Below are 3216 nucleotides of genomic sequence, written 5' to 3'. Positions count from 1 at the left end.
TGCATAACCAGCACTAAGCAATACTACTGCTAATATAGAAGAAATTATAGATGCCTTCGGTTCTGGCTTCGCCTCTGCTGATCCTCTAAACAATTTCATAATTTTATTTTTACGAACCATTCCTGCACTAAACAATGAAATGATCATAAATAATACGAAAAACATAATACTCGTTACAACAATCGCTTTCATCGGTATGTAATAGGATAAAGAGATATCTAGTTTTAATATCATCGGAGCTACAAATATTAATATTCCTGAAAACAACATACCTGAAAGAATCCCAAAAATTATTGCCCCTATTCCAATCATTATATTTTCAAAGAAGATAAGACGCTTTAATTGATATTTCGTCATACCTAACATCATTAAAATTCCTAGTTCACGCTTTCTCGTTTTTAAAAACATTCCCATTGAATATAAAATAAAGAAGAATGTAAATAAGTAAATAATAGACTGCGCAAAAGACATACTTACGAATACGTACTGTCCTAATTCTCCAGCACTTAATGCCGGATGAAACGCAAAAAATGAATACACAAAAAAGGCCATAATTGCAAATGCACTACTCAAAAAATAAGCTGAGTATGTTCGTCTATTTCGCGTTACATTTCGAAATGCGAGTTCTCTAATGTTCATACTACTTCTCCGCCCTTCTACTAACTATACTTTTATATTAGTAAAGTTCGGAAATACCTTCCATCGATTCAAATGACAAAAACCTTACATTATTGAAAGGTTTTAAACAATTGCTTATATAAAACAGTTTCATTATAATGACTACATTCATATTCATACACGCATCCTATTGTATATTCGTTAGTTTTGCGAAATAATAAAGGATAGAAGTATGTACCAATATACATATAAACTTATTTACCGCTTTAATATGAATAGGAGGAAAACATAATGACATTACAAGAACAAATTATGAAAGCATTACATGTTCAGCCTGTAATTGATCCGAAAGTAGAAATTCGTAAACGAATTGATTTCTTAAAAGCTTATTTAAAAACTACAGGTGCAAAAGGATTTGTACTTGGAATTAGCGGCGGACAAGACTCTACACTGGCAGGACGTTTAGCACAGCTTGCAGTCGAAGAAGTTCGTAATGAAGGTGGTAACGCAACGTTTATCTCCGTACGTCTTCCATACAAAGTACAAAAAGATGAAGATGATGCACAATTAGCATTACAATTTATTCAAGCTGATCAGTCTGTTGCTTTTGATATCGCTTCAACAGTTGATGCCTTCTCAAATCAATACGAAAACTTATTAGGTGAATCATTAACAGATTTCAATAAAGGAAACGTAAAAGCACGCATTCGCATGGTTACACAATACGCAATCGGCGGACAACAAGGGCTACTCGTTATCGGAACTGATCATGCTGCTGAAGCTGTAACAGGTTTCTTCACAAAATTCGGAGATGGCGGTGCAGATTTATTACCATTAACGGGATTAACGAAACGCCAAGGACGTGATTTATTACAAGAATTAGGTGCAGACGAGCGACTTTACTTAAAAATGCCAACAGCTGATTTATTAGATGAAAAACCAGGTCAAGCTGATGAAACAGAGCTAGGCATTACTTACGATCAATTAGATGACTATTTAGAAGGTAAATCCGTTCCAGCTGACATTGCTGAAAAGATCGAGAAGCGTTATAAAGTGAGTGAACATAAAAGACAAGTACCAGCGTCAATGTTTGATGATTGGTGGAAATAGAACATAAAAAAGAAGCTAATCTCATTTAGCTTCTTTTTTATACGTTAACGATATACCCCTACTCTTTTCTCTAATAAATCCTGTAAGCAATCTTCATGTTGTTTATTAAACAATGGCGGCATTTTGTCTAAAGGGAAAAACTGCAAATCTAACGTTTCATCACCGTCTATTTTTGTATTCCCTCCAACGATTGAAAACTTAAARAATATTACAATTGCCTGTGCCTGATCTCCATTCGGATATGCTTGAAAATATTTCGTATACACACCAATGAGCTCATCAATTTCCACATCATATCCTGTTTCTTCTTTTATTTCTCGAATCGCAGTTTCTGCCGCAGATTCCCCGATTTCCATTGCACCGCCTGGAAATCCCCAAGCATTAAAGTCTCCTCTTTTTTGCAGAAGCACTTCACCAAATTCATTAAATACACAACCTCCTGCAAAATTCAAAATAACATAATCATGCCCTATTTTTTCACGTAATTCCTTTATATAATTCGCCATCTGCTTCTCCTTTTTATCCATCTTCCATTATTCTTTTTTATCTTTTTCAAGCAATTCAATAATCCGATCTAACTTCTGATTCATATTAATCACATGTTGTTTTTTCATAGTGTTGTTTTGCAATAATCTTTTAATGAACAGAGTAAATGACACAAAAAACAAAACGATAAGTCCGATTACTAGACAAAAATATATCAATGCAAATATATTATTTTCGAACAAATTCATTCAGCTATCACATCCTCTATTTTCAATTATTTTATCACATAATTCTAAATAGTCACTAGAATTATAATCAAACGCAAAAAGAGCACCTTTTAAAGATGCTCTTTTTCATTAATACGTAAATGTAATTGTCGCTAATGAATAACCTGYCATTGCACTATATGGCGCAACTTGATAAGATACACGCTTTGCACCTTTTGGCCAAGYTATTTCATYTARTACTTTCTTTATATCTTGCATCGTTCCATCCATTGACTGCTTATATCGTACTTCTACTTTTTCTGGCTTGGAAGCAAATTGTTGCTGTAATTTTTTCTTAAACTCATTGTAATTTTCCGCTCCGTATTGTGCAGATAAATACTTTAAATTTGTTTCTTTTAACATTTGTTCATATACAGCAGTTTTTGAACTACCGGCTTTTATTTTGCTTGTTAATTCGTTGAAGTAGCTTGTAGTTGCCGCTGGATATTCACTACGATCCCATTCATGGTCTTTGCTTAATTGTTCATCAGATATATTAAAATATGAATATGTTACGCGCCCAGCTTTATCAGGAACTGGATCATCGAATGTAGTATCAAGGTGGTACCACTTGTTATCAATGTTCACTAAATTCCATGCGTGAGCTTGTCCATTCCCTGTACCTGTTACAATATGATTTTGAATACCTGCTTCTTTTAGTAATTGATATGTTAACAATGTATATCCTTGGCAAACGGCAGAACGATTCGCTAACGCTTCATACGCTGTATATGCT

Annotated in this window: 5 protein-coding genes; 1 reads left to right on the top strand and 4 read right to left on the bottom strand. The window is 33.9% G+C overall.

The window, feature by feature from the left end; all coding sequences use genetic code 11:
• Positions 1-639, bottom strand: a 639-nt coding sequence (locus tag AC1DJR_RS23330) for an FtsX-like permease family protein (protein ID WP_477003613.1), incomplete at its 3' end; no start/stop codon positions are given.
• A 270-nt stretch (positions 640-909) separates the two neighbouring features.
• On the opposite strand from AC1DJR_RS23330, the gene nadE reads away from it, so the two are divergent.
• Positions 910-1728, top strand: a complete 819-nt coding sequence (gene nadE / locus AC1DJR_RS23325) for an ammonia-dependent NAD(+) synthetase (RefSeq protein WP_429688168.1) — start codon at positions 910-912, stop codon at positions 1726-1728.
• 44 nt (positions 1729-1772) lie between these two features.
• On the opposite strand, the gene AC1DJR_RS23320 is transcribed toward nadE, so the two are convergent.
• The 3 genes from AC1DJR_RS23320 to AC1DJR_RS23310 form a co-directional block, all read right to left on the bottom strand.
• On the bottom strand, positions 1773-2234 hold the full coding sequence (locus AC1DJR_RS23320; protein ID WP_002130989.1) for an NUDIX hydrolase: 462 nt from the start codon (positions 2232-2234) through the stop codon (positions 1773-1775).
• 27 nt (positions 2235-2261) lie between these two features.
• Positions 2262-2462 carry a DUF4083 domain-containing protein gene (locus tag AC1DJR_RS23315; RefSeq protein ID WP_002141377.1) on the bottom strand — a complete coding sequence of 67 codons (201 nt, stop codon included), beginning with the start codon at positions 2460-2462 and terminating at the stop codon, positions 2262-2264.
• Positions 2463-2570: 108 nt separating this feature from the next.
• A partial coding sequence (locus AC1DJR_RS23310) for a transglutaminase domain-containing protein (protein WP_477003612.1) occupies positions 2571-3216 on the bottom strand: 646 nt, incomplete at its 5' end.

The organism is Bacillus sp. 05T31, from assembly GCF_056396725.1.
Note: the sequence above shows the minus strand (reverse complement) of the source record. Positions and strands in the feature narration are given on the sequence as shown.

Bases quoted from the DNA above. Each gene is read 5' to 3' on its own strand.
- nadE (WP_429688168.1), top strand. From the start codon at position 910: ATGACATTACAAGAACAAATTATGAAAGCATTACATGTTCAGCCTGTA.
- AC1DJR_RS23315 (WP_002141377.1), bottom strand. From the start codon at position 2,462: ATGAATTTGTTCGAAAATAATATATTTGCATTGATATATTTTTGTCTA.